This is a genomic window from Pseudodesulfovibrio sp. lm2024 (genome assembly GCF_051175575.1).
Lineage (GTDB): Bacteria > Desulfobacterota > Desulfovibrionia > Desulfovibrionales > Desulfovibrionaceae > Pseudodesulfovibrio > Pseudodesulfovibrio caledoniensis.
This window is the reverse complement of record NZ_CP195092.1, coordinates 2266093-2288605: the sequence shown is the minus strand read 5'-3', so window position 1 is coordinate 2288605 and position 22513 is coordinate 2266093. Positions and strand designations below refer to the sequence as shown.

Below are 22513 nucleotides of genomic sequence, written 5' to 3'. Positions count from 1 at the left end.
ACGCTGGAATACTACCGCCGGGGCGGCGAAAACTCAAGCCGGGATGGTTTCCACGATGCCGTCGGTCTGGCGCAGGGCCTCGAAGAGCAGGATGCCCGTGGCCGTGGACAGGTTCAGGCTGCGCACCTCGCCCCAGATGGGGATGCGCACCTTGGGGTGGCCCTCCATGAGTTCCGGGGGCAGGCCGCGCGTTTCCGGGCCGAGCACGATGGCGTCGTCGGGCCTGAACGCGAAGCGGTGGTGCGCCGTGCTCCCCTTGGTGGTGGCCATGACCAGGCGCGGTGGGGCCACGATTTCCAGGAACTGGTCGAAATTTGGGTGCACGGTCACGTCCACGTGCGGCCAGTAGTCCAGCCCGGCGCGTTTGAGGTGCTTGTCGCTGATGGAGAAGCCGAGCGGCTCAATGAGGTGCAGCGGGGTTCTGGTGGCCGCGCACAGCCGGGCGATGTTGCCGGTGTTGGGCGGAATCTCCGGCTCGAAGAGGACGATGCGCATGGGCTAGACGTCCAGCTTGATGGTCGCCTTGCCCGGCGCGTACCCCTTGAGGGTGCGGATCATCTCGCGGATGGAGGCGGAGATGATGTCCTCGACAAACGGCTTCATGCCGACCACCGCGCCGTCGATGTCCATCTGGATGGAATTGTGCATGGCCAGGCAGGCGCGGGTGGTGGTTTTCCCGGCCACGATCTCCGAGGCCAGGGTGCGGCAGTCCGGGCGGCCGCAGGTCTCGCAGTCCATGCCCGGCAGGAAGAATCCCTTTTCCAGGACCGCGTCGGCCAGGGCGGGGAGATCGTTGATCACCGGCACGCCGTCTACGGACGTATCGCCCACGCTGGCGATGGCCAGCTCCGGGTGGAGCCAGTCGATGCCGTCGGACAGGTCGCCGCGCAGGCAGAGGATGCGGGGCAGGAACCCGAGCTCCTTGCCGCCTTCCACGATGAGCACGTCGTTGGTCAGCAGCGGCAGCAGGTCCGGCAGGAATTTGTGGGCGGTCCAGTGGACAAAGGTCTCCTTGGGGGCCAGTCCCGCCACGGTGTCGCACACGGCGGCGTAGTCCGTGGTGTCGGCGTCGCTCCAGTCAAAACCGTGGTGGCTGAACTTGGCGGCGGACACGGTCAGCCCCCGCTCCTTGAAGTGGCGGGCGAGTTCCACGCCCAGGGTGGTCTTGCCGGAATTTTTCGGTCCGATGATGGAGACAGCCTTCATGGGTCCTCCGAACGGTTATACGGTCCGCACCAGGCGGCCGTTTTCGAGGTAATGGATGTGGTCCGTGACCGCTTCGAGCCAGACCATGTCGTGGCTCGCGATGACCAGGGCCGCGCCGTATTCGTCGCGGGCGGACAGGGCGGCCTGGTGAATCAGCTTGGCGCTCTTGGCGTCCAGGCTGGCCGTGGGCTCGTCCATGAGCAGCAGCTTGGGCTTGAGGACCAGCCGGGCGGCCAAGGCCACGCGCTGGACCTCGCCGCCGGACAGCTCGAACCACTGCCGTTTGGCAAAGGCGTCGGGATCGAGGCCGACCACCTCCAGGGCGCGGAAGACCTTGGCCGGGATGTCGTTCTTGTTGCGGATGCGCAGGCCGTAGGCCACGTTGGCGAAGACCGTGCGCTTGAGCAGGTAGGGTTCCTGGACCAGCAGGGTGACCTGCCGGTTCACGGCTGATTTGGCCGAGGTGGGTTGCCCGAGAAAATGGATGGTCCCCTTTGCCGGGGGCTCCAGGAAGGCGAGCATGCGCAGCAGGGTGGACTTGCCCGAGCCGTTGGGCCCGGCCAGGCCGGTGATGGTCCCCTCCTCGAACTCCATGTGTTCGATTTCAAGGACGGTCCGCTCCGAGTAGCGCTGCCGGATGTTGTCGAGGGTGATCAGCGGGGTGGTCATTGAACAGCTCGCTTCTTGAGGCCTGCGGCCCCGATGTTGACCAGCAGGGCCACGGTCAGCAGGACCATGCCGAGCGCTATGCCCACCGCAAACTCGCCCTTGCCGGTCTCCAGGGCGATGGCCGTGGTGATGGTCCGGGTGTGCCACTTGATGTTGCCGCCGACCATCATGGATATGCCCACTTCGGAGACGATGCGCCCGTAGGCGGCCATGGCCGCGAGCATGATGGAGTAGCGGGCCTCGAGGACCGTGGCCCACATTATCTGGCCGGGGCTGGCGCCCAGAGTGATCAGGGTCATGGGCAGCCGCTTGTCCAGGGACTCCACCGCGTTGGCGGTCATGGCGATGATGATGGGCAGGCCGAGCAGGGTCTGGCCGATGGCCATGCCCGGGATGGTGAAGAGCAGGCCGGTGCCGCCCAGGGGGCCGTTGCGGGTCAGGAAGGCGTAGACCACCAGCCCGATGACCACGGTGGGGAAGGAAAGCAGGGTGTCCACGATGGTGCGGACGACCTTCTTTCCGGGAAATTTCTTGTAGCCGAGCAAAAATCCCAGGGGCACACCGATGCCCATGCTGCAGATCATGGACAGGGTCGAGGCGTAGACCGTGGCCCAAATGGCCGAATAGGCCTCGGGATCGCCCGAGAAGAGGAGCAGGAAACCTTGGCGGAAGCCTTCAAGCAGATAATCCATCGTGTAATCTCGCGAAAACGGGGGAGGGAGTTGCCGCCTCCCTCCCCCGTCGAGTCAATCGTGCGGTCTTATTGGGCGTTGGGGATGAACAGCTTCTTGCCGAGCAGCTTGAAGTCGCCGATGGCCTTCTGGGTGTCCGGGGAGGCCATCCAGTTGATGAACTTGGTGGCCAGGTCGTACTGGGCGTCCTTGCACTTGGCGGTGTTCACGGCCAGTGCGCTGTACTGGTTGAACAGGACCTTGTCGCCTTCGACCAGGACCACCAGCGGCGGGTTGCCGCCCTTGGTGTCCGCGTACTTGATGTAGGTGCCGCGGTCGGTCATGGTGTAGCCGTTCTTCTCGTTGGCGATGTTGATGGTCGGGAGCATGCCCTGGCCGGTCTGGATGTACCAGGCGTCCTTTTCGGGCACGGCCATTCCTGCGGCCTTCCACAGGGAGAGCTCCTTCTTGTTGGTGCCGGAGTTGTCGCCGCGGCTGGCGAAAACGGCCTGCTTCTCGGCGATGGTCTTCAGGGCCTCGGCCACCTTCATGCCCTTGACGCCCGCCGGATCGGAGGCCGGGCCGATGATGACGAAGTCGTTGTACATGAGTTCCTTGCGGTCAACGAGCACGCCTTTGTCCATGTAGGCCTTCTCGGCGGCCGGGGCGTGGACCAGAACCACGTCCACGTCGCAGTTCTCGGCCATCTTGAGCGCCTTGCCGGTGCCCACGGCCATGAATTTGATCTCGATGCCGGTGTCCTTCATGAATTTGGGCACGATCAGTTCGTCCAGCAGGCCGGTGTTGGCGGTGCTGGTGGTGGTGGCCATCATCAGGGTCGGACCGGCCAGCGCGGGCAGGGCCATGACCATGACGATGAGGCTGGACAGGGCGGCGATAAGTAAACGTTTCATTTTTTCCTCCAGTGATGAACAGTTGTATCCGCAGTCCTCAAACCAGATGAGGATCTATTCCATGTCGTCGCGGTAGAATTCACCCGATTTCTTGACGTCCATTTCGAGCAGTTCCGAGGCGCGCTTGGTGGCGTATTCCTCCACGTCCAGATAGAAGTGCAGGAATTTCTCCATGACCTCCTTGCCGTAGGGCGAGAGGTTGAAGCGCTGGCCCTTGCCCTTGGTCTTCTCCACCAGGGGCTTGCCGATGCGCTCCTCGGCGTTTTTCAATTTGCCCCATGCCCGTCTGTAGGACATGCCCAGGGCTTCGGAAGCCTTGCGCAGGGATCCCAGTTTTTCCACCTGCTGCAGCAGCAGGGTGCTGCCGATGCCGATGTAGGTTTGATCCTCTTGTTCAAGCCAGACGCGCAGTCTCAGGATGGTTTCGGGGTTTTGATTCATGAAGTACCTCGGAGTTCACTGGTCAAAAAAACGGATGTGAAAAGTGTTCTACCAAGTGAGGAAAATAGACGATTTTTAGGAATTACGTCAATGAAAACATAATAGGGCGGGTCTTGGCACCAAATCAGAGCGATATGGTCTCGAATGCGTGCGAACGCAGATCCATGACCAGCATCTTTCCCGCCAGGGTGGGCGCGCCTGTCAGGACGTTGACGACTTCCGAGGCCATGATCGAGGCCACCAGGTTTACGGCCGGGGCCGGGCAGCCGAGTTTTTCCTCGCCGCCGTTGTCCGTGCCCATGAGGTCGGCCGGGCCGATCTGACCGGGCATGACCACCGCGACATAGCCGGTCCATCCGGCCAGGGCTCCGGTCACCAGGGGGATGGCGGCCCGGGACGCGGCCTGTTGCAGGTGGCCGCGCATGGTCAGGCCGCCCAGGGCGTCCACGGCCAGCTCACAGCCTTCGAGGAATCCGGGCAGGCTGTCGGCCGTGAGAAATTCGGAGCGCGTCTCCAGGGTCATCGAGGGATTGACCGCCTCGGCCCGCAGCATGGCCGCACGGGTCTTTTCCCGGCCCAGCCCGTCCAGCGTGGACAGGGCCTGGCGGTTCAGGTTCGAGGGTTCGAAAAGGTCGCCGTCCGCCGCGCGCACACGGCCGATGCCCAGGCGCAGGAACTGCTCCAGCAGGGAGCCGCCCAGGCCGCCGAGCCCTACCTGGGCGACGCTCGCCCGCAGCAGGCGGACCTGGTCCTTCCGGCCCATGGACTGGCGGTTGCGCAGGTAACGAGCGGGGGTGACGTCCATTTCCAGCGCCCGGGCTTCGATCTCGTGGCCCGGCAGGCCGTGGCTCTCGGCCAGGTCGGCCACGTCGCGGACGTACAGGACCGGCCCCAAGCCGCCCCAGGGCAGGGCGAGGGATTGCGCGAGACCCCGGATGGAGTCTTCGAGGGAGGCGCTCAAGCGGCTAGCCTCCGCCCACCGGGGGGAACAGCCCCACGCGGTCCCCGTCCTTGATCTCGCTGTCCAGGTCGGAGCGCAGGGCGTTGATGAACACGATGGTCACTTCCTTTTCCGGAATGCCGAGTCTGGCCACCAGCGAGCGGACGGTCTCGCCCGGCTCGACGGGGTAGTCGTCGCCGTTTTCCGGCAGGTGGTCCCTCAACGTGGCGAAGCATTTGAGTTCAATTCCCATAGTGCGAACCTAGGTGGTTGGGGTACAGGGGTCAACCATAAAAAGGGGCCGGGGAAAAACCCCGGCCCTCGTCTTTCGTCGTGATGCGTCGCTTAGACCTTGGCGCCCTGGAGTTCTTCCACGGTGTAGTCCCAGGCAACGTTGTGGGGCGGCAGGGGATCGGTCTCGAAGAAGCGGGGCAGCTGGTCGTCGACCTTGGAGAAGCCCGCGCGCTCGTTGAAGTCCTGCTCGTCCTGCATGGCGCCCGCACCCAGGGCGACCAGGTCGTCCACGGAGAAGGCGTTGCCGGTCCAGGACTGGACCAGGTCGGCCATGGTCTGGACGCCGTTGTCGGAATCCAGGACCGCGAAGGCCACGAACAGGCAGAAGCCCATGGAGTCGATGGCCGCGGTGGCTACCTGAAGGTTCTTGGACAACTCGACGTTGCCTTCCTTCTTGTGGCCGTCGATGGAGCCGCCCACGCCCAGGACGTTGGCGGTGACGCCGTAGCCTGCGGTGTGGTCTGCGCCCATGGCGGTGGTGGCGTAGGTCACGCCGACGCCCTTGACCGCGCGCGGGTCGTAGGCGGGCATGGACTGGCCCTTGACGGTGGGCAGGCGGTCCACGCCGAACGCGCCGCCGGCGAAGTCCACGCCGTTGCCGATGATCATGGCCAGGGGATCGCCGGAGCCGACCTTTTCGAGCAGCTCGATGGCGGCCTTGCCGTCACCCCAGGGGATGATGCCGCCGTCCATGGCCACGGCGATGGTGTTGCCGATCTCGATGGTGTCCATGCCCTTTTCGTCGCAGATGCGGTCGATCCGGGCGATGTCGTCGATGTCCTTGATCAGGGCGTTGGCGCCCAGGGCCCAGACGGTCTCGTACTCGAAGCCGGAGGTCACGTAGTTGCCATCGGCGTCGTTGTACTGCTGGGAGCACTGGATGATGCAGCCGGTGTGGCAACCCTCGGTGGTCTTGCCGCCACGTTCCTTGATGACGTCGGCGATCTTCTCGCCGGAGATGTCGGCGGCGTGGTCGCACTGACCAAAGCGGAAGTTCTTGGTGGGCAGCGCGCCGGCCTCGTTGATGATGTTGACCAGCACGGAGGTGCCGAAGCCGGGCAGACCCTGGGAGGTGACCGGATGGCCCTTGAGGATGTTGACCCAGGTGGTGCGGGCTTCCTTGAAGGTGTCCGCATCGGCGGCCGAGACCTTGTTGTTGACCTCGGGGTCGAGAACGATGGCCTTGATCTTCTTGGAGCCCAGGACCGCGCCGGTGCCGCCGCGACCGGCGGAGCGGGCGGGGCGCTTGTACGGATCGGTGAACTGGATGGTGGCGGTCTTGCGCAGGGTCTCGCCGGCGGGGCCGATCATGGCCGCGCAGAGCTTGTCGCCGTACTGGGCCAGGAGCTTGTCATGGCCGGGATAGGTGTCCATGCCGGCGATGTCCGAAGCGTCGCGAAATTCAACCTTGTCCTCAGTGATGAACAGGGTGGAGAAGGGAGCGCCTTCCTCGGGCTTGTCCTCGAGGATGATCGCCTTGAGGCCCATCTTGGGCATCTTGTGGGCGAACAGGCCGCCGGAGTTGGATTCCTTGATGCCGCCGGTCAGCGGGGACTTGGTGCCCACGGACACGCGGCCGGAGTTGGCGGCGGTGGAGCCGCCCATCAGGCCGGTGGCGATGACCAGCTTGTTCTCCCCGGAAAGGGGATGGCAGGTTGCGGGGACTTCCTTGTTGATGACCCTGGAAGTCAGGGCACGGCCGCCGAGACCGGCATAGGGGCCATCGTCCTCAAAGGAATATTCCTTGGTTCTACAGTTGATTCTCAGGATTCTTGACATTGATTCACCCTCAGTCTTTTTGAAATTGAGCGTTGCTCTTGACGCAAAGTCGATAAACGGACTAACTGTCTCCTCATACCTCCTTTTCAAAATTAATGTCAAAAAAAACAATACATTGTGTTCACTTCGGCATAATGTTCATTTTCGGGACAACACAATCGGAAGGCGGAAATGGAATTGATCAGTAAGGACGGTTGTATGGAAATTACGATGGTTGCCGAGGCGGCGTGGAGCTGGAATTATGTTCTCCAGAAAGGTTTCTTTCTGGACGGGGTTTCCGGGACATCCGTGCGCCGATTTCTGCATGAGGCGCTGGGTTTCGACGACGATTTCATCGAATCAACGGTCCGGACCATCTTCCTGAACAACAGCCCGGTGGACGATCTGGACGATACCTTTATCAAGGACGGGGACCGCATGGCCTTGGGCAGCGCCATGCCCGGCCTGGTCGGCATCGTCATGGGCCGGGACAATTTCTACAAGAGCTTCCGCAGCGGCATCGCGGTCAAGGACCACTCCCGCAGCGAGGCGGCCCCGGCCCGGTTGTCCATGAAGGTCTTCAGCACCCTGGCCGTGGAGAGCGGGCGCGGGCTGCTGGCCCGAGGCATTCTGGTGGACGCCGGACTGCTGGCCGGGTTCCTGCGCGAGAAGAAGGGGTTGTTCCTCAAAGGGGACGGGCTGGAAGCAGACGAATTCCTCACCCGGCTCGACACCCTGAGCGGCCCGGTGTCCGTCCGGGTGACCTTCTCCTGACGGGCCGGATGGATCGTGCGGGCGATCCCGCGTCCGGGGCTGGGCACGGGCTCGCATATGGGCTATGCTCACGGCGTTGCGTTCTATCCGAACAAGGAGGTTTCGCATGATCACCGTTATGGAGCAGTCCACACCAAGGATGTTGGCGGTCCGCGCCTCGGGCAAACTCTCGGACCAGGACTACCGGGACACCTGGATCCCGGCGCTGGAAAAGATCATTGACGAGAACGGCAGGGCCGACGCCCTGCTGTACATGGACGCCGACTTCAAGGGATGGGAGCCCAAGGCGCTTTGGGATGACGCCAGGTTCGGCATGGCCCACCGCAAGGGGTTCCGCAGACTGGCCGTGGTCGGCGGCCCGGCCTGGGTCCGATGGGGCGTCAAGCTCGGCGAGCTGCTCATGGATTGCGAGGTCAAGCTCTACCCGCCGGAGAAACTGGACCAGGCCCTGGATTGGATTTCCGCCTAGCCAAAAAACGGACGCCTGTGCAGGCGTCCGTTTTTTTGGGCGGGCGTTCCTCGCCAGAGGAACACTGCCTTTGGGGGTGCTCTCCAGGCTTACGCGAATCCTCCGTTCACCCGCAGCACCTGCCCATGAACCCAGGTTCCATCGGGACCGGCCAGGAAGGCGACTGCGGCGGCGATTTCCTCCGGCGTGCCGAGCCGGGGCTCCAGAGGAGCCATGGCGCCGATGCGGGCGATTTGCTCTTCGGTCTTTCCTTTCAGGAACAGGTCGGTGCCGATGGGGCCGGGGGCAATGGCGTTGACGGTGATGCCATGGCCGCGCATCTCGTTGGCCAGAACGCGGATCAAACCCTCGACTCCGGCCTTGGAGGCGATATAGGGGCCATATCCCGGAAACGCGGGGGCGATGACACTGGAGGAAAGGGCGATGATCCGTCCCCCTCGCTCAAGGCGCTTGGCCGCCAGCCCCAGAACGATGAACGCTCCCCGGAGATTGACGGCGATGACCTTGTCGAAGACGTCCATGTCCGCCTCCTGAATAGGCAGCATGGGCATGATCCCCGCGCTGTTCACGACAACGTCCACGGAGCCGAAGGTTTCCCCGGCCCTATCGAACAAGCGCTCCATATCCTCGGGCTTTCCGACATCGCCTTGAACGGCCAGGGCATGACCACCCGCGCCCTTGATGTCGGCGACCGTCCTGTCCGCCTCTTCCTTGTTGCCGATATAATTCAGCGCCACGGCGAATCCGTCCCTTGCGAGACGAAGTGAAATCGCCTTTCCGATGCCGCGCGAACCACCCGTGACGATAGCTGTCCTGGCTGTAGTGTCCATGACTTTCTCCTTTGTGCGGCGACAGGCTGGTTTCTGCTCCGCAGTTGAATATTCGTTGTAAAAATATTACTTTCATTACAAGTTACTTTTAATATAAGTTGTAATTAAAGTTGTGTCAACCAGGAGCCATATGTTTGCGGACTCCTTGAGCCGAGCCGTTTGACAAGCTGTACCGGGTTAATTACATTTTTTGAAAATGTAATATGGTCGATTTTTTATGTCCCGGCACCGCCCCAAAATACGGGCCGTGGCCAAGAAACACGAAGGACGCCCAAAGGCGGAAGAATGCCGAAAACCGGATTGAGCTCAGAGGAGATGGTCGAGAGGACCATCGAAATCGCTAGGGATACCATCCGCCAGGTCGGTCTGGACAGGTTCCGGCTTGTGGATGTCGCCAAGGGATTGGGGGTGACGCACGCGGCCCTGTACAACCACTTCCCGAACAAGGAGGCTATCCTCGACGCCATCTCGGAGCGCTGGCTGAACGAGATGGATGAGGCGATGGAGCGGGTGGCCCGGACCGGCGGCCCCGCCCGGTTGGCCATCCTTGAATGGTTCATGGCGTATCACCGCCACAAGCGAAACAAGGTCATGCGGGACCCTGAACTGTACCGGTCATTCAACATGGCGGTGGAAGCGGACAAGCCCTTCGTGCGTCGCCATTTGGATACCATGCGCAATCAGTTGCTGTCGTTGCTGGAGCGAGGGGCGGATTCCGGTGAACTGGACATAGCGTTGCCCGAGAGAGCCATGGAGGTCCTCTTCGAGGCCACCGTCTCGTTCCACCATCCGGTCCTGGTTTTGGAACACAAGGATGAGGACAGGGAGCTTTTGCTGCAAAGAGTGGTCTCGGCCGTCCTTGCGGGCCTTTCGGCAAGCCGCTGAGTCGGCCGTTATCCGGAAATGGCTGGAGGATTCAGGGAGCGTTGCGCATCCCAACCGAAAAACAAAAAACGGACGCTTGTATCAAGCGTCCGTTTTTGCAATCAAAGTGGTGGGCGATACGGGATTTGAACCTGTGACTTCCACCGTGTGAAGGTGCTTTATGCCCTGCAATCGCACGGAAGCCTATGAAATAGGCTGCCACTTCCCCCGACTTGACCGACTGACCCTGCCCCTTAAAGGTGAGTTAAAGGTGAGCAGTGCTGCCTGCCCCGTAGGGCTTGGTCAGCATGGTTCGATCATCGCGACCGGGACGGTCGCCTCCGCTCTTCCCCTCCATCAAGGGCGCCGCATTTCCGGCTCCCCCATCCCCCCCTCCGAGGAGGAGGCAAGCCAAAGGTCCAATGGCCTTAGAGCCCGCTCTGGGTCCTCCTATAAGGCCTGGATACAGGGGTCGCGTATAGCTCGGGTCTCGGCCGTGCTTGGGGTTTTTGTTGGGTGGGAATTTGGGAAAAATGCAATATCGGCGGGTGGCTGTGAAACAATTTCGGGGCTGATCGAGGTCTGTTCGAGGTCGGTCGCCGGGAGGTGGTGCCGTGGCTGATGATCGCATGATGTCTCAGGCCGCGCCCCTCCTCGACCTGCCGGATGGGTACACGCTCGGCAAGGACGCCGCCGGGCGCTGGGACGTGGTGGTGCCGGACGGGTTCGACTGGACGAACGAGAAGAACCTGGCCGAATTGACCGACCTCAAGCGGCAGTTGGAGGAATCGTTGTCCCCGCCGCCGGTCCCTCGGGATCAGGCCGCGCCGCCGGCCGAGCCGGAGCTGGACATGCCGTGGCTCTCCCTGGATCCGGGGTTCATCCTCGAGTGCATGGGCCGGAACGTAACCGGCGATGCCGAGCTGTACGCGGCCATGCACAAGGACAAAGTGGCCATCAACATCACCACTGGCGGAGACAAGAAGACTCCGGAGACGTTGGAGTTCACCGGGCACCATTGGCGGATGGACGAATCGGGCGTGTACGCCTACTCCCTGGTGGAGAACGTGGCCATGGCCTACTGGCATGCGCACCAGGTGACCACGGTCTCCAAGTTCAAGGCCGCCATCGAGGACAAGCATAACGAGCTGCTGCATACCGCGGCGGAGGCTGATCAGAAGATCCTGCGCGGCGACATCGACTCGCTAGAGAAGCAACTGGCCGAGAGAACCAAGGGCGTGAGCAAGCGGATATACTCCCTGCGCGCCCCGACGCGGGAATCTTCGGTCATAACCAAGGCCCGGTCCATCGCGGGGTTCCCGCTCAACTGCCGCTCGAGCTGGCTGGACAACCGGCCCAACCTGCTGCCCGTGGCCAACGGCATCATCGACCTGGAGACTGGGGACTTCCGCCCCGGCCGTCCGGACGACTGGATGGTGCGCGCAGCGCCTGTGGAGTGGAGGGGGGCCGATTTTGACCGGGCGGCGTGGGAGAAGTTCTTGTGGGACGTGTACACGAACCCGGAGATCGGCGAGCCTGAGCCGGATTTGATCCCGTTCATACAGCGACTTGCGGGGTACGCTCTGTTGGGCGCGACGCCGGACCATATCCTGCCCATCCTGACCGGGCGCGGGCGCAACGGTAAATCGACGTTCCTCAACACCCTGTATTGGACCCTCGGGCCCCTGGCCTGCGGGCTGCCTTCGGAGCTGCTGCTTGACCAGGGCGTGAGCCGGTCCGCCGATTCGCCCACGCCGTCGATCATGTCCCTCAAGGGGTTGCGCCTGGCCTGGGCGTCGGAGACGGCGGAGGGCCGCAAGTTCTCCATCGAGCGGGTAAAGTGGCTGACCGGCGGCGACCCGCTGACCGGCCGCCACCCGAACGACAAGTACCCCACGACGTTCGACCCGACGCACCTCATGTTCCTGCTGACCAACAACCTGCCCTCGGCCCCGGCCACGGACTACGCCTTCTGGAAGCGCGTGCTGGCCATCCCGCACCGGATCTCGTTCGTGCATGGGGAGCCGACCCAGGTTTTCGAGCGCCCCATCGACAAGAGTCTCGAGTCAAAGCTGGCCGCCTGCCTGCCCGGCGTCCTGGCCTGGCTGGTGGAGGGGCACATGGCGTGGAGGGCCTACGGGCTCTGTCCGCCGGCTGTCGTGACCGAGGCGACGGACAAGTACCGCGAGGGCGAGGACACCCTGGGCGAGTTCCTGTTCGAGTGCTGCGAGATCGGCGACGGGCTGCGGGTCGGCAGCTCCAAGCTCTATAGCGTCTTCGAGGAGTGGTACCACAAACGCGCCGGGAAGTTCCCCCCGGCCCAGAAGAAGTTCGGCAACTGGATGAACGACAAGGGGTTCGAACGGCAGAAGTCGGGCACGATCCACTACCTCGGGCTCGACCTCAAGATGGAGCATCAGGACGGTTTCCATCCGGAGGAGTAGCGCAAAGGTCCGTATCGTCCGCCTATGGTCCGGGCAATGGTCCGGCATGCAGGCCCTTGAAATGACAGGGGATGGATTAGTGCACGGGATGATAGGGAGTAAAACTCCCTATTCATAAATATCTTGAACAAGGAAGTATCTAAATGAAGAGAAAAGGATTTAGTCCCTATGGTCCCAACTCTTCGGGAAACGTTGCCCACCGGGCCTTCCCGGCCTGGACCTTTGGCCGGACCATAGCGGACCATACGGACGATAGGCCCGGCGGAGGACGTCATGCCCGTTGAACTGATCGAGCTGGTGCGGGCGCGCGTACCCGGTGGGTTCGACCGTCCCCTCGGCGGCCGGGGCGAATACCAGGGGCCGTGCCCGGTGTGCGGCGGGACCGACCGCTTCCGGGTCTTCCCGGACCAGGCACCGAGCGGGGACGTGGCCGAACGGGCCGGGGTGTCCGGCGGGTACTGGTGTCGTCAGTGCGGCCTCAGCGGCGACTACGTCCAGTGGTTGGTGGACGTCGAGGGGTGGGATTGGACCAAAATTTTCGATTTTCTCAGCGTAGAGGGCGAGGCGGCAGGGCCTGCGAGCGCGAAGAGGGAGAGGCAGAGGCGTGACCCGGCGGGCCGCACGCTCGATCAGCTGAACCCGGTGACGTTCCCGCCGCTGAAGTGGCAGGAGCACGCCCGGAAGTTCGTCGAGGAGTGCGCCGCCCGGCTCCAGTCGAACCCCCACCTGTTGCAGTGGCTCGAGCACCGGGGCGTGCCGTTGGACATCGCGCAGGCATACCAGCTCGGGTGGCACGCCGGGGAGCCGCAAAGGAACGGGCCCCCGTGCATCTACAGGAACCGGGAAGGGTGGGGGCTCGACAAGAGAATCAACAAGAGGACCGGGCGGCTTCAGTCCATATGGATTCCGCGCGGCCTGGTGATCCCCAACGAGCGGGACGGTCAGCTGGCGGCTGTGCGTATCCGGCGGCCGAACCAGGACCTGGGGGAGAACGACGACAAGTACATCCTGGTGGCCGGGTCGGAGCAGAAGGTCATCATGATCACCCCGAACGCCCGGGCCTATGTCGTGACCGAGGCGGGGCTTTGCGGACTGGCCGTCATGGCGACCAGGCAGCCGGGGGTGGGCATGTGCGCCATGGGTACTTTGTCCATGTATCCGGACCAGCAGGCGGCCGGTTGGCTCGCCGCGGCGACAGGCATCCTCAATGCCGTGGACTTCGAGCCGCAGGGCAAGGGGGAGCAGTATGGGAACAAGTTCCGGTTCTGGTGGGACCAGCGATATCCGCAGTGCCGCCGCACGCCGGTTCCGGCGGGCAAGGACCCCGGCGAGTTTGTGGAGCTGCACGGGCTGTCCGCCCTGGGCGCGTGGATCAGGTCGCAGCTCTCCCCGGTCATACGGGTCACGGCCCCGCCGCCCAGGGGCAACGTGACCGCAGCGCCGCCGCCCAAAGACAAGAAACTCCAGATCCCGGATGACGTCGAGGCCCTGCGCCTGCTACTGGCAACCAACCGTCTGGAGATACACGTCGGCGAAAACGGCAACCTGCTCGGCTGCCGCGGCCCGGCCGAGATCCATGACCGCGTCGCCCTGCTGGCCCACCGTCCGGTTGTCGCCCGCTGGCTGCGGGAGATCGGCGAATGTGAAGTGACGATACGTAATTTTCTCAAACCGTTGGAGTCCGGGAATGAGCGATGACATCACGCTGAGCGAGCGGGATTTGGACGCCGCGTTGTCCAGCGAATATATGAAAGTTCCTCGTGAAACAGGAATATTTAGAGGAGCGCGGTTCTCCCTGTCCACCAAGGTGGGCGGGCGGATGCAGCTGGTGCAGGTCGTATGCAAGGGAGAGCCCTACGAGCACATTCTGACCAACGGGAAAAAGGCCTTGTACGTGGAGGTCTACGGGTACGCAGTGCGCAAGGCGGTGAACGTCAAGAAGCTCCAGGAGGTGCAGCGTGGTTAAGGATTCCAGAACGTTCAAGAGCCAGACCCTTGCCCGTGAGTTCTTGGACGGCGAAGGGTTCAAGGTGAACTCCTCCACCTTCAGTCGGCACGCCCGGGCCGGGTACATCGGTGAGAACGCGGAAGGCGAGTTCGAGGCCGACGCGCTGCTGGCCTACGCCCGGCAGCGCCTCAAGCGGAAGGAGTCCGGCAAGACCGTGAGTGCCGAGGAGAAGGAGCGGATGGACGCCAAGTCCAGGGCCGAGCTGGACCTGCTCGAGGCCAAGGCGGCACGCGAGCGGATCAAGCAGCGGCGGGAGGAGGGCGGCATCATCGAGTTGGAGGATCATCTGAACGACCTGGCCGCGCGTATGGCCTTCTTCTCCCTGCAGCTGGACGGGTATGCGGTGCAACAGGCCGAGGCGTCCGTGGACGTCCTTGTCGGCAAGCGCCTCGACGGGGTGGAGAAGATCATCGCCCTGGTCGACGGTGATCCGGGCAAGGTCCGTGACTTGGCGGCCTATTTCGAGCGGCAGGTCCCGGAGCTGTCCGAGGTCTGTCTGGTCAAGAAACAGCAGTGGCTCCAGGCCTTTTCCCGCGAACGGGTGTTCGTGGTGGATTTGGATGAAGCCATCGGGGACGCCGATGTTCAGGCTTGAGTTCACCCCCGGCGAGTGCGCTGTGATGGAGCCGACCATCCTTGACCAATCCACCGGCGAGTGGATGCAGGAAAACGTGGTCGTGCCGGAAGGCCCTATGAAGGGGTCGCATTACGATCCTCGGCTGTCGCCCTATTTCCCTCCGCTGTGGGACCTGTTCATGCAGGCGTGGGTCAGGGAGATGGCCGTGGCAGCGGGGCCGCAGATCGGCAAGACGCTCTTCGGCCAGGGGTTCCTGGCCCGGCGCGGGGTGGAGCGGCCGGGCCCCCGGCAGATCGCCCTGCCAGACGAGGACCTGACCGAGGATTGGTTCGACAAGAAGCTGATCCCTTTGTTCGAGAACAGTCCGAAGCTGCGGCGGTACATCGGGGACGAGCGGAACGCCGTGGTCAAGACCGAGATATCGCTGAAAAACGGGACCACCTTCACCGGGCGGTGGATGGGGTCGCTGTCCAAGCGCGCGTCCCTGTCCGTCCTGGACGGCCTGGGCGACGAGCCGGACATGTTCCCGGCCGGGGCGCACAAGGATTTCGTGGAGCGCTTCAACACGTTCTCCACCCTGTACAAGCTGCTGTGGATCGGCAAGCCCATCGGCTACGACGGCGAGAGTTTCATCTGGGACGAGTTCAACCGGGCCGACGTCAAGGTGCGCTGGGCCGCGCGGTGTCCTGCCTGCGGGACCTATCAGGTCATGCAGTTCGAGAACATCAAGGTGCCCGAAGGGGTGCGCGACCCGGCCGAGATCCGGCTGAACAAGGCGGCGTGGTACGAGTGCTGCCACTGTGAATGGCGGTGGACCGACCAGATCCGCAACCGGGCCGTGCGCGACGGGCGGCTGGAGTTCGACAGGGAAGTGGACCGGCCCGTCAAGATCGGGGTGCACATCCCGTCGTGGAACTCGCGCTGGGTGTCCCTGTCGTCGGTCATGGCGGACTGGTTCGCGGCCCAGGGCGACCCGGACAAGCTCAAGTCGTGGTGGAACGGATACGCGGCGCAGCCGGCCAACGTGATTGCCTCGGAGTCCAACGAGGAGCGGCTGCAACAGTTCATGGTGCCGGAGCTGCCGCCGCTGGTGGTGCCGCCCGAGGCCCAGGCCATCACCCTGTCCACGGACATGCAGAAGGACCACTTTTTCTATTCCACCTGCGCCCATTGGGTGGACCCGACCGGGCAGGACGACGGGTCCGAGGAGTGGATCATCGACCAGGGAAAGATCGAGACCTTCAAGGAACTGCACGAGCTGATCTTCCAGTCCCGGTTCCGGCGCGACGGCAAGCGCAGCGAGTTCCTCGGCGTGTGGCGCGCGGGCCTGGATACCGGCGGCGGCAAGAACGAGTGGGAGGATGAGACCAGGACCATGCAGGCCTATGAGTGGCTGTTGCGCCAGCGGCCCGGCGTGGTCTTCGGCACCAAGGGCATGTCCCGGAAGACGCCGGGCTACCATGTCCGGCTCGGCAACCCCATGCAGCAACTGCCCAACGGCCGGAAGCTCAAGCGGCCCATGCGGCTGCACTTCATCGACACGGACGCCTTCAAGGACCTGTTCTTCTGGCGGCTGTCCGACGAGGCCAGGGACAAGGAGGGGCGGTGGCTGGAGCCGATCCACTTCCACGCCAAGACGCCGCCCGAATATTTCTACCAGCTCTGCTCGGAAAAGAAGGTGCTGCAGAAGGGCACCTACATCTGGAAGCGGGTCCGCGCGAACCACTGGCTCGACTGCATGATCGGCCATCTGGCCATGGCGCACTGGCAATGGAGCCCGTCGCTCAAGGCGATGGTGGCGGCGGACATGGCGGCCAGGGCGGCGGCCAAGACGCAGCGGGCGTCTCAAGGCGAGAAGAAGTTCAACCCCTACACGGGAAAGGAAATGTGATGACAGCAGAAACCGTAATCGTGGCCGCCATGGCCCGGGCCAGGGAGGGGGTAGACTATTCGCCGAAGGAAGGCGCCGTCTGCCCGATGTGCGGGAAGCGGTGCCCTGTGGTCAGCTCCCCGAAATGGTCGGGTGACACCAAGGTCCGGTATCATCGCTGCCGGAATAAAGCGTGCGTGCTGGCGTCCTCCGGTGTGCTGGTCAAGTCGGTTCAGCAGGATATTACCGGTTGAGCAGGGTGCCTTTATCGGCTATCTGAATCTTCGGAGGATGCCATGCTGAAACGAAATCAGGAACTGAAATTTAATAAGAATGAACTGGAAGCCGCCGCAGCCAGGCTCGCCGAGCAGAATTCGTCCGACCTTCCGTGGTTCGAAGCGGACTTGCTGAACAGAGGGGAGCACATCCGTGCGATAACCGATCTTTTGCTGACCACTGAGGGGAAATTTGTCATGACGACCAGTTCCCCATGGGGAACCGGCAAGACAACGTTTTTGAGGATGTGGAAGGCGTACCTTGAATACCTGGGCCACCCTTGTGTCCTGTTCAATGCATGGGAGAACGATTATGTCGATAACCCATTTCTTTCTTTTATTTCGGAGATGGGTTCGCAGTTGGCTCAAATGCAATCCACTCCCGGCAAGGTTAAAAAGAATTTTGAAAAAATTTGGGATCTCGGGAAAAAATTGGCCGTCCCGACCTTATCGATTGGTACGCGCCTGTTTTTGGGAACGGCGATTGATTGTTCCGGGTTGATTGACCCCAAGGACAAGGAAGGCAGAGAACTTGCGGACCAGGTGATCGGGGCGCTGGGGACAACCGGCGCCGCCTATGCGGAGGAATTGCTCACTCAACAGGTGACGACCAAGCGGGTCGTGACGGATTTCAAGAAAGCGGTCAGGCAGTTCGTCAAAACACAGACGAAGGGCGAGAAGAAGCCGCCCATGTTCTTCTTCGTGGATGAGTTAGACCGATGCAAGCCGACATACTCAATTGAATTGCTGGAAGTAATAAAGCATCTATTCGATATTGATGGTATCATCTTTGTGTTGTCCCTGGACCGGGAGCAACTCTGCCATTCCGTGCGGGCAGCGTATGGTGACGGTATTGATGCTGTTGGGTATTTGCGGCGCTTCATTGATTTGGAATACCGTATACCTAAGCCACAAAAAAAAGAATTTGTCCGTAGTTTGGTGAATACGTATGGGGTAAAAGACTACCGAGCCTTTAAGTCGGTTAGTCAAGATGTAATGGAGAAATTCATCATAGAGTTTGCTAGGCTTGGAGACGCATATTCCCTGCGATTAATAGAGAAGGCATTTCTTCGTGGGACGGTGTTATTGCGTGGACTTGATGAAGTAGAATATAAGATTGTGCCAATATTGTTTGTTCCTTTTATATATCTTAGAGAGCTGAACGAAAGAATGTTTGATAAGATGATCAGAGGACATCCTGTTAGTACTTTGAGTCCGAAGGATGGAGAAGAAATTATCAATCACTTGGGAGCGTCAAAGTTAAGCATCCCTGCTAAGATGAAGAAGAACTATATCACGGGAAATGTATATACGGTGACCAGAGGGCAAATATCGTCTGATATAGATATATCTAACTATGTTTATTATTATGAAAGAAGTACCGGGGAGCATCTGGTTGATGTTATCAAGCGCTACCTTGATCTCTCCGAGTCCCTTGTCCCCATTGAACAAATCGACATTGATACCCAGTAAAATTTACTGATCAGTAAACGACTGGGTTTATCTTAAAAAACTCCAGGGTGTAGTTTCTTTGTGAAACACACCCTGGAGTTTTTTTATGGCGACCGAAGCGGAACTGAAAGCGGAACTGGCGAAGTACAAGTCGGCGCGGGATGCGATCCTGTCCGGCGGCCAGACGGTCAGCGTCGGCGGCGACCAGTTCACCCGGGCGACCTTCTTCCGGCTCGAGGACAAGATCGTCGAGCTGGAGAACCGCATCGCCTATGTGCGGCGCGGCGGGTTCGCCCGCTCCACGTTTGTGGGGAGGGGGTAGCCGTGGGCGTCGGGCGTTTCCTCTTCGACTCCTGGACCAGCCTTCGCGCCGGGATGATCGCCCTGAACGATCCGCGCGCCGCCGTGGCCTACGTGGCCGACAGGCGGCGTTACCTTTCGTACAAGGCCGCCAGCCGGGATGGGGCGAACCGCGCCTGGCGCGGGGACCGGAAGTCCGGGGACGCCAACATCCGCAAGCAGTGGCGGGACGTCGTGTACCGCGCCCGCGACCTGGCCAAGAACTCGCCGTTCGTGGCCGGGGCCATCGAGAAGATCTGCGACAACGTGGTCTTCACCGGCATTCGTCCGCAGTTCATCCTGACCCGGAGGGGCGAGCAGAACCGGGACCTGGCCCGAGACCTGGAGCGGCTGCACAAGCGCTGGGCCAAGGCCGTGAGCGCGGTCGAAAAACAGGAGCTGGGACTGCGCCACCTGTGGACCGACGGCGAGTACCTGATCCACTTTTTCATCGACACCACGCTGCTCAAGAAAGGGCTGCCCCCGCTGAACTACGAGCTGCTCGAGGCGGACCACCTGGACGCCACGGTGGACGGCACCCTGAGCAACGGCAACTACGCCAAGCGCGGCATCGAGTACGACGCGAGCGGCAACGTGGTGGCCTACCATCTTTTCCCCGAGCATCCGGGCGACATGACCTGGATGTCCCTGACCGACTCCAAGCGTGTGGACGCGGCCAGCATCGAGCACGTCTTCGCGCGCAAGCGCATCTCCTCCAGCCGGGGCATCTCCTGGATGGCCTCGATCATCATGTGGATGCGCAACTTCGAGGAATACCAGGACTCGGAGCAGGTGGCCATGCGGCTGCTGTCCGCGTTCGGCTTCTTTGTGGAGACGCCGTTCCCCGAGGTCGAGAACCCGCTGGGCGGCGCGCCTGTCGATCCTACGTCCGATGAAAAGACGCTCAAGGCCGGTGACTTCATTCAGCCCGGCCAGGTGGCCACGGTGGCTCCGGGCTCCAAGGTCACGGCCGCCGGATTCGACCGGCCCGGCTCCAACTACGAGCCGTGGGTCAAGTCGCAGCTGCGCGGCGGCGGCGTGGGCATGAACGTGAGCTATGAGACCTTCACCGGGGACCTGACCGAGACCACCTACTCGGGCGGCCGCCAGGGCCTCCTGGTGGAGCGCCGCTCCTTCCGCCGTCAACAGGCCATCCTCAACCGCAAGCATAACGATCCCATCGACGAGCGGTTCGTCGAGTTCGCCGCCATGGCCGGGTTCGTGAACCTGGCCGGGTACGAGGTCGACATCAAGCAGCTGTGCCCCGGCTGGCCGTGGGTGGACCCGCGCAACGACGCCCTGGCCGCCCGCATTGAGTACGAGCTGGGCATCACCACCCTGACCAAGATGTGCGCCGACCGAGGCCTGGACTTCGAGGAGATCACCCAGGAGCGCCAGGAAGAGTTGAAGCTGCTGGCCTCGGCCGGGCTGTCCGGCGACGAGGAGGCCTTGAGCAGGGCCAAGGAAATGATTCTCAGCGCAGTGGCCCAGGCCCTGGACGCGCGTGAAGCAAAACAAACCAAGGAGGCGGCCCATGCTGCTTAGCAAAAAGGCCAGACTCAAGAGAGCCGCGATGGCGGCCAAGCCCGAGCAGGGCGAGAGCAAGCAGGACTTTCTGAAGCGGTGCATGGGCGGCGACACGGATCAGCTGCCCGCCTGCGCCGCCGCCTGGAACAAGGCCACGCTGAGCGCCATTGCCGACAAGGACACCGTCACCCTGCTGTCCGAACCGGGCAGCGTGGAGGCCGGGAACGAGAACGGCGAGTTCGCGATCCTGGCCTACACCGGCAAGGTCATCGACTGGTGGTGGATGGACCCCTTTGTCATCGACCTGAGCGGCATGGCCCTGGCCAAGAACAAGGTGCCCGCGCTGCTGGAGCACGTCCGCGAATGGCGGGTGGGCGGCATCGACAGCGGCACGGCCTCGGACAGCGGCTTCCTGGTCACCGGCAACTTTCTTTCCAACGACATTGCGCAGGGCGTCCGCCGGGACGCTGCCGACGGCTACCCGTGGCAGGCGTCCATCGGGGTGCAGGCCCTGCGCGTGGAAGTGCTCAAGGAGGGCGAGTCCGCCGAGGTCAACGGCACGACCGTGGACGGGCCCATCGACATCTGGCGCAAGGCGTCGGTCTTCGAGACGAGTTTCTGCTCCTTCGGGGCGGATGACGATACTGCGGCGGTCGCCATGTCGGCTACCGCGATAAACCAACAGGAGGAATCCATGGACGAGCGTTTGAGGATGTTCCTGGAACGTCGCGGTCTGAAACAGGATGCGACCGAACAGGAGGCTTGGGCCTTTCTTGCGAAGCTGGACGTCGAGGACGAGGAGCTGAACGAGGCCGGGCTGAAGACTGAGGACCTGCGGAAACCCGAGAAGGGTCCCGCCCCGGAAAAGACCACCGACCCCGAACCGGCACCGGCCACCAAGGTCAAGATGACCGTGGATCAGGCTCTCAACCTGACCTCTTTCGGCGGTACCTTGGGCCTGACCACGGACGAGATCACCGCCGCGCTCAAGGACCAGACCAGCGAGGAAAAGGCCAAGCTGCGACTGTACGAGGTCGCCGCCGAGAAGAATCCGGCGTTCGGCGTCGGGCGGCTCCAGTCCGGAGTTGACGAAGCGGACAAGTTCCGCATGGCGGCCGTGGACGGCGTGCTGTTCCGCATGGGCCAGCGCGAAGAAAAACCCGCTCCTGGCTTCGAGGAGTTTCGGGGCCTGTCCGTGTCCGATCTGGCCCGGATGTGCCTGGAGCGCTCGGGGGTCAACACCCGGGGGCTGGTCAAGAAGCAGCTCGCCGCCCAGGTTCTGACCCTGTCCGGCAGCACCAGCTCCAGCGATTTCGGGGCCATCTTCATGGATGTGGCCAACAAGCGCATGCTCAAGGCATACAACGCCGCGCCCGAGACCTGGCGGCCGTGGGTCAACATCGTCACGGCCACGGATTTCAAGGACATGTACGGCATGGCCTTGTCCGACGCGCCCGAGCTGCTGCTGGTCGGTGAGAACGGCGAGTACAAGACCGGCGAGTTCAAGGACTCCCAGGAATCCTTTCGGGTCAAGACCTACGGGCGCATCGTCCACCTGACCCGCACCATGATCATCAACGACGACCTGCGGGCCTTCAGCAAGATCCCGCGCGCCTTCGGTGCCGCGGCCAAGCGCAAGTCGGCCGACATCGTCTACGGGCTGATTACTTCCAACCCGAAAATGGCCGATGGCGAAGCCTTGTTCTCGGCCGCTCACCGCAACCTGATGTCCACGGACAAGGGCGTGGTCAGTTCGGACACCCTGTCCGCCGCCCGGACCAAGTTCAAGGCACAGAAGGACGTCAACGGCCAGCGCCTTGATATGGTCCCGGCCTTCCTGCTGATTCCCAACGAGCAGGAAACCTCTTCCGAGGTCCTGTTGCGTTCCATGGCCCTGCCCACGGAAAACATGTCCAGCGGCGTGCATAACCCTTGGAACGGCAAGCTGACTCCCATTGCGGAGGGACGCCTGTCGGATCACAGCGTCACGGCCTGGTACCTGGTCGGCGACCCGAGCCAGGTGGACACCATCGACGTGGCCTACCTGGACGGCGACGAACAGCCCTACATCGAGGAACATGTCGAGTTCGAGCGCGATGCCCTGGGCATCAAGTGCCGTTTCGACTTCGGCGCGGGCGTGATGGACACCAAGGGCTTCCTCAAGAACCCCGGCGTCTAGGCTGCCTAACCG

Annotated in this window: 22 protein-coding genes and 1 tRNA gene; 12 read left to right on the top strand and 11 right to left on the bottom strand. The window is 62.5% G+C overall.

The genetic code is table 11. From position 1 onward, the window contains the following. Positions 1-33: 33 nt before the first annotated feature. From ACR42D_RS10880 to ACR42D_RS10840, 9 genes are all read right to left on the bottom strand, one after another. Positions 34-495: a tRNA (cytidine(34)-2'-O)-methyltransferase gene (locus tag ACR42D_RS10880; protein WP_484566832.1), complete on the bottom strand. Its 462-nt coding sequence runs from the start codon at positions 493-495 to the stop codon at positions 34-36. Positions 496-498: 3 nt separating this feature from the next. Further along, entirely contained in the window at positions 499-1206 is a 708-nt protein-coding gene (locus ACR42D_RS10875; protein WP_484566831.1) for a molybdopterin-guanine dinucleotide biosynthesis protein MobB, read from the bottom strand. Positions 1207-1221: 15 nt separating this feature from the next. After that, complete coding sequence (locus ACR42D_RS10870) at positions 1222-1875, bottom strand: energy-coupling factor ABC transporter ATP-binding protein (protein WP_484566830.1); 654 nt, start codon at positions 1873-1875, stop codon at positions 1222-1224. Further along, entirely contained in the window at positions 1872-2567 is a 696-nt protein-coding gene (locus ACR42D_RS10865) for an ABC transporter permease (RefSeq protein ID WP_484566829.1), read from the bottom strand. Before ACR42D_RS10865 ends, ACR42D_RS10870 begins: the two co-directional genes overlap by 4 nt. Positions 2568-2635: 68 nt before the next feature. Then, positions 2636-3460, bottom strand: a complete 825-nt coding sequence (locus tag ACR42D_RS10860) for an ABC transporter substrate-binding protein (RefSeq protein ID WP_484566828.1) — start codon at positions 3458-3460, stop codon at positions 2636-2638. Between the two features lie 54 nt (positions 3461-3514). Next, positions 3515-3901: a winged helix-turn-helix domain-containing protein gene (locus ACR42D_RS10855; RefSeq protein WP_484566827.1), complete on the bottom strand. Its 387-nt coding sequence runs from the start codon at positions 3899-3901 to the stop codon at positions 3515-3517. Between the two features lie 124 nt (positions 3902-4025). Continuing rightward, positions 4026-4862, bottom strand: coding sequence for a HesA/MoeB/ThiF family protein (locus tag ACR42D_RS10850; protein WP_484566826.1), 837 nt, complete (start codon positions 4860-4862; stop codon positions 4026-4028). A gap of 4 nt (positions 4863-4866) precedes the next feature. Continuing rightward, positions 4867-5094: a MoaD/ThiS family protein gene (locus ACR42D_RS10845; RefSeq protein ID WP_484566825.1), complete on the bottom strand. Its 228-nt coding sequence runs from the start codon at positions 5092-5094 to the stop codon at positions 4867-4869. Positions 5095-5186: 92 nt separating this feature from the next. Then, a complete protein-coding gene (locus tag ACR42D_RS10840; RefSeq protein ID WP_484566824.1) occupies positions 5187-6914 on the bottom strand; it encodes an aldehyde ferredoxin oxidoreductase family protein in 1728 nt (575 codons plus the stop codon). 198 nt (positions 6915-7112) lie between these two features. Between ACR42D_RS10840 and ACR42D_RS10835 the strand changes: the two genes are divergently transcribed. Beyond that, entirely contained in the window at positions 7113-7667 is a 555-nt protein-coding gene (locus ACR42D_RS10835; RefSeq protein WP_484566823.1) for a hypothetical protein, read from the top strand. Between the two features lie 106 nt (positions 7668-7773). Further along, a complete protein-coding gene (locus tag ACR42D_RS10830) occupies positions 7774-8136 on the top strand; it encodes a SpoIIAA family protein (protein ID WP_484566822.1) in 363 nt (120 codons plus the stop codon). A gap of 89 nt (positions 8137-8225) precedes the next feature. Here the strand turns inward: ACR42D_RS10830 and ACR42D_RS10825 are convergent, their stop codons facing one another. Continuing rightward, a complete protein-coding gene (locus ACR42D_RS10825; RefSeq protein WP_484566821.1) occupies positions 8226-8966 on the bottom strand; it encodes an SDR family oxidoreductase in 741 nt (246 codons plus the stop codon). Positions 8967-9251: 285 nt separating this feature from the next. Between ACR42D_RS10825 and ACR42D_RS10820 the strand changes: the two genes are divergently transcribed. Then, complete coding sequence (locus tag ACR42D_RS10820; protein WP_484566820.1) at positions 9252-9851, top strand: TetR/AcrR family transcriptional regulator; 600 nt, start codon at positions 9252-9254, stop codon at positions 9849-9851. A 107-nt stretch (positions 9852-9958) separates the two neighbouring features. On the opposite strand, the gene ACR42D_RS10815 is transcribed toward ACR42D_RS10820, so the two are convergent. Further along, positions 9959-10028 (bottom strand) — tRNA-Leu (locus ACR42D_RS10815). Between the two features lie 416 nt (positions 10029-10444). On the opposite strand from ACR42D_RS10815, the gene ACR42D_RS10810 reads away from it, so the two are divergent. From ACR42D_RS10810 to ACR42D_RS10770, 9 genes are all read left to right on the top strand, one after another. Continuing rightward, positions 10445-12274: a DNA primase family protein gene (locus ACR42D_RS10810; protein WP_484566819.1), complete on the top strand. Its 1830-nt coding sequence runs from the start codon at positions 10445-10447 to the stop codon at positions 12272-12274. Positions 12275-12547: 273 nt separating this feature from the next. Next, a complete protein-coding gene (locus ACR42D_RS10805; RefSeq protein ID WP_484566818.1) occupies positions 12548-13972 on the top strand; it encodes a primase-helicase zinc-binding domain-containing protein in 1425 nt (474 codons plus the stop codon). Further along, complete coding sequence (locus ACR42D_RS10800; protein WP_484566817.1) at positions 13962-14240, top strand: hypothetical protein; 279 nt, start codon at positions 13962-13964, stop codon at positions 14238-14240. Before ACR42D_RS10805 ends, ACR42D_RS10800 begins: the two co-directional genes overlap by 11 nt. Then, the gene (locus ACR42D_RS10795) at positions 14233-14877 is read left to right on the top strand and encodes a hypothetical protein (protein WP_484566816.1); all 645 of its coding nucleotides are present in this window, start codon (positions 14233-14235) and stop codon (positions 14875-14877) included. Before ACR42D_RS10800 ends, ACR42D_RS10795 begins: the two co-directional genes overlap by 8 nt. Continuing rightward, positions 14864-16750, top strand: a complete 1887-nt coding sequence (locus ACR42D_RS10790) for a terminase gpA endonuclease subunit (protein WP_484566815.1) — start codon at positions 14864-14866, stop codon at positions 16748-16750. Before ACR42D_RS10795 ends, ACR42D_RS10790 begins: the two co-directional genes overlap by 14 nt. A gap of 275 nt (positions 16751-17025) precedes the next feature. Further along, complete coding sequence (locus ACR42D_RS10785) at positions 17026-18477, top strand: KAP family P-loop NTPase fold protein (protein ID WP_484566814.1); 1452 nt, start codon at positions 17026-17028, stop codon at positions 18475-18477. 85 nt (positions 18478-18562) lie between these two features. Then, a complete protein-coding gene (locus ACR42D_RS10780) occupies positions 18563-18778 on the top strand; it encodes a hypothetical protein (RefSeq protein ID WP_484566813.1) in 216 nt (71 codons plus the stop codon). A 2-nt stretch (positions 18779-18780) separates the two neighbouring features. After that, positions 18781-20340 carry a phage portal protein gene (locus ACR42D_RS10775; protein WP_484566812.1) on the top strand — a complete coding sequence of 520 codons (1560 nt, stop codon included), beginning with the start codon at positions 18781-18783 and terminating at the stop codon, positions 20338-20340. Continuing rightward, on the top strand, positions 20330-22501 hold the full coding sequence (locus ACR42D_RS10770; RefSeq protein ID WP_484566811.1) for a phage major capsid protein: 2172 nt from the start codon (positions 20330-20332) through the stop codon (positions 22499-22501). Before ACR42D_RS10775 ends, ACR42D_RS10770 begins: the two co-directional genes overlap by 11 nt. Positions 22502-22513: the final 12 nt, after the last annotated feature.

Coding starts and splice junctions, on each gene's coding strand:
- ACR42D_RS10880 (WP_484566832.1), bottom strand. CDS start 495: ATGCGCATCGTCCTCTTCGAGCCGGAGATTCCGCCCAACACCGGCAAC.
- ACR42D_RS10875 (WP_484566831.1), bottom strand. CDS start 1,206: ATGAAGGCTGTCTCCATCATCGGACCGAAAAATTCCGGCAAGACCACC.
- ACR42D_RS10870 (WP_484566830.1), bottom strand. CDS start 1,875: ATGACCACCCCGCTGATCACCCTCGACAACATCCGGCAGCGCTACTCG.
- ACR42D_RS10865 (WP_484566829.1), bottom strand. CDS start 2,567: ATGGATTATCTGCTTGAAGGCTTCCGCCAAGGTTTCCTGCTCCTCTTC.
- ACR42D_RS10860 (WP_484566828.1), bottom strand. CDS start 3,460: ATGAAACGTTTACTTATCGCCGCCCTGTCCAGCCTCATCGTCATGGTC.
- ACR42D_RS10855 (WP_484566827.1), bottom strand. CDS start 3,901: ATGAATCAAAACCCCGAAACCATCCTGAGACTGCGCGTCTGGCTTGAA.
- ACR42D_RS10845 (WP_484566825.1), bottom strand. CDS start 5,094: ATGGGAATTGAACTCAAATGCTTCGCCACGTTGAGGGACCACCTGCCG.
- ACR42D_RS10840 (WP_484566824.1), bottom strand. CDS start 6,914: ATGTCAAGAATCCTGAGAATCAACTGTAGAACCAAGGAATATTCCTTT.
- ACR42D_RS10835 (WP_484566823.1), top strand. CDS start 7,113: ATGGAAATTACGATGGTTGCCGAGGCGGCGTGGAGCTGGAATTATGTT.
- ACR42D_RS10830 (WP_484566822.1), top strand. CDS start 7,774: ATGATCACCGTTATGGAGCAGTCCACACCAAGGATGTTGGCGGTCCGC.
- ACR42D_RS10825 (WP_484566821.1), bottom strand. CDS start 8,966: ATGGACACTACAGCCAGGACAGCTATCGTCACGGGTGGTTCGCGCGGC.
- ACR42D_RS10820 (WP_484566820.1), top strand. CDS start 9,252: ATGCCGAAAACCGGATTGAGCTCAGAGGAGATGGTCGAGAGGACCATC.
- ACR42D_RS10805 (WP_484566818.1), top strand. CDS start 12,548: ATGCCCGTTGAACTGATCGAGCTGGTGCGGGCGCGCGTACCCGGTGGG.
- ACR42D_RS10800 (WP_484566817.1), top strand. CDS start 13,962: ATGAGCGATGACATCACGCTGAGCGAGCGGGATTTGGACGCCGCGTTG.
- ACR42D_RS10790 (WP_484566815.1), top strand. CDS start 14,864: ATGTTCAGGCTTGAGTTCACCCCCGGCGAGTGCGCTGTGATGGAGCCG.
- ACR42D_RS10785 (WP_484566814.1), top strand. CDS start 17,026: ATGCTGAAACGAAATCAGGAACTGAAATTTAATAAGAATGAACTGGAA.
- ACR42D_RS10780 (WP_484566813.1), top strand. CDS start 18,563: ATGGCGACCGAAGCGGAACTGAAAGCGGAACTGGCGAAGTACAAGTCG.
- ACR42D_RS10770 (WP_484566811.1), top strand. CDS start 20,330: ATGCTGCTTAGCAAAAAGGCCAGACTCAAGAGAGCCGCGATGGCGGCC.